Source organism: Azonexus sp., assembly GCF_036170495.1.
Classification (GTDB): domain Bacteria; phylum Pseudomonadota; class Gammaproteobacteria; order Burkholderiales; family Rhodocyclaceae; genus Azonexus.
In genome coordinates this window covers 1-2,000 of sequence record NZ_JAVHPH010000382.1, presented here as the reverse complement: position 1 = coordinate 2,000, position 2,000 = coordinate 1, and the positions used below count along the sequence as shown (strand labels likewise).

General features: G+C 61.6%; 4 protein-coding genes. 3 read left to right on the top strand and 1 reads right to left on the bottom strand.

The genetic code is table 11. The annotated features are described in order from the left end of the window. Positions 1-536: hydroxyacylglutathione hydrolase (gene gloB / locus ADADOO_RS13920; RefSeq protein WP_511278104.1), on the bottom strand; the 536-nt coding region annotated here is incomplete at its 3' end. A gap of 28 nt (positions 537-564) precedes the next feature. Between gloB and ADADOO_RS13915 the strand changes: the two genes are divergently transcribed. The 3 genes from ADADOO_RS13915 to ADADOO_RS13905 all read left to right on the top strand — a co-directional run. Further along, positions 565-1,281 carry a class I SAM-dependent methyltransferase gene (locus tag ADADOO_RS13915; protein WP_511278103.1) on the top strand — a complete coding sequence of 239 codons (717 nt, stop codon included), beginning with the start codon at positions 565-567 and terminating at the stop codon, positions 1,279-1,281. Beyond that, complete coding sequence (gene rnhA, locus ADADOO_RS13910; protein WP_511278102.1) at positions 1,271-1,729, top strand: ribonuclease HI; 459 nt, start codon at positions 1,271-1,273, stop codon at positions 1,727-1,729. The genes ADADOO_RS13915 and rnhA overlap by 11 nt, the downstream gene beginning before the upstream one ends. After that, positions 1,726-2,000 (top strand): exonuclease domain-containing protein (locus ADADOO_RS13905; protein ID WP_511278101.1); only part of this gene is annotated, 275 nt, incomplete at its 3' end. The genes rnhA and ADADOO_RS13905, both read left to right, overlap by 4 nt.

Genomic DNA, 2,000 nt, shown 5'->3' with positions numbered 1-2,000 from the left:
GGCTCGACGGCCAGCGCGAAACGCAGGTTCATCTCGGTGTACTCGTGGGCGCAATAAACCCGGGTATCGTCGGGCAGCGCCGCAATGCTATCGAGCGATGCCGACATCTGCTCTGGCGTGCCTTCGAACAGCCGCCCGCAGCCGGCGCCGAACAGCGTATCGCCACAAAACAGTACGCCCGGCGCAAGGTAGGCCAGATGCCCCAGCGTATGCCCGGGAACGGCCATGACCTCGACCGTCTGGCCGAGCACATCGATCAGCTCGCCACCCGAAAGTGGACGCGTACAGCCTGTGATAGACTCATCGGCCGGTGCAAAAACCTCGACTGGCCAGCGCGCTTTCAGTTCGGCGACGCCACCCTGGTGATCGGCATGGTGATGCGTGATCAGGATGCCTTCCAGCGTCAGATCGTCAGCTTTCAAGCGGGCGATGACCGGAGCAGCATCGCCAGGATCGACGACAACGGCACGCTTGCCGCAGATCAGCAGCCAGATGTAATTGTCCTTGAACGCGGGAATGAGCGAAATTTCAAACATGCCGGAACTATCGAGTGCAGCGCCCCGGATGTCAATTCCCGGGCTCGACGCCTGGCTGTCGACCGCCGCTGGCCGTTACGTGCTGGATTGGGAACGGGGCCAACTCGATGCCGCCGTCGCCGACATTTTCGGTTTCCATGCCCTGCAACTTGGCCTGCCGCAAGGTGATTTCCTGCGCACCAACCGCATTCCGCTGCGCCTCAAGGCCGGCGAATACGGCGCGGTCGACCTGCTCTGCAATTGCGCCGCCCTGCCCTTCGCCTCGCTCAGCACCGACCTCATCGTCCTGCCGCATGTCCTCGAATTCAGTGACGAGCCGCACCAGATCCTGCGCGAAGTCGAGCGCATCCTGATTCCCGAGGGCCAGGTCATCATCATCGGCTTCAACCCGCTATCGCTGTGGGGCATCAAACGCAAACTCGACCGCAGCGGCGATTTTCCGTGGAACGGCAGCTACCTGTCGCTGAATCGCCTCAAGGACTGGCTAAAATTGCTCAGTTTTGAAGTCGACCGTGGCGCGCTGGGCTGCTACATCCCCCCGGTCGAACAATTAAAATGGGTGCAACGCTGGCAGTTCATCGAAACAGCCGGTAACCGCTGGTGGAATTTCTCCGGTGGTGTCTATGTGCTGCGCGCCATCAAGCGCGTGCACGGCATGCACCTGATCACCCCCAACTGGCGAAACAAGTCGGTGCGTGCCAAGGCGCTGCGCCCGATCGCCCAAAAGGAAGGCCATGGCCGCTGAAGAAACCGTAGAAATATTTACCGATGGTGCCTGCAAGGGCAATCCCGGGCCCGGCGGCTGGGGCGCCATCCTGCGCGTCGGACCGCACGAAAAGGAACTGTGGGGCGGCGAGAAGGAAACGACCAACAACCGCATGGAACTGACTGCCGCCATCCGCGCCATCGAAGCCCTCAAGCGCCCGGTCGGCGGCAAGATCTACACCGACTCGCAATACGTGCTCAAGGGCATCAACGAATGGATTCACGGCTGGAAGCGCAACGGCTGGAAAACCGCCGACAAGAAGCCGGTCAAGAATGCCGACCTGTGGCAACTGCTCGACGCCCAGGTCAAGCTGCACAAGCTCGAATGGGTCTGGGTCAAGGGCCACGCCGGCCACCCGGAAAACGAACGGGCCGATGCCCTGGCCAATCGCGGCATCGATGAATTGAGAAACAGGGAAGCAGCATGAGACAGATCGTCCTCGACACCGAAACCACCGGCCTCGACCCCCGTTCGGGCCACCGCATCATCGAAGTCGCCTGCATCGAAATGGTCAACCGCCGCTTCACCGGCCACCACCTGCACAAATACGTCAACCCGGAACGCCAGATCGACGAGGGCGCCCAGGCAGTGCACGGCATCACCCTCGAATTCCTCGCCGACAAGCCGAAATTCGCCGACATCGCCGACGAGTTCCTGGAGTTCATCAACGGTGCCGAGCTGATCATCCACAACGCGCC

Coding starts and splice junctions, on each gene's coding strand:
- ADADOO_RS13915 (WP_511278103.1), top strand. CDS start 565: ATGTCAATTCCCGGGCTCGACGCCTGGCTGTCGACCGCCGCTGGCCGT.
- rnhA (WP_511278102.1), top strand. CDS start 1,271: ATGGCCGCTGAAGAAACCGTAGAAATATTTACCGATGGTGCCTGCAAG.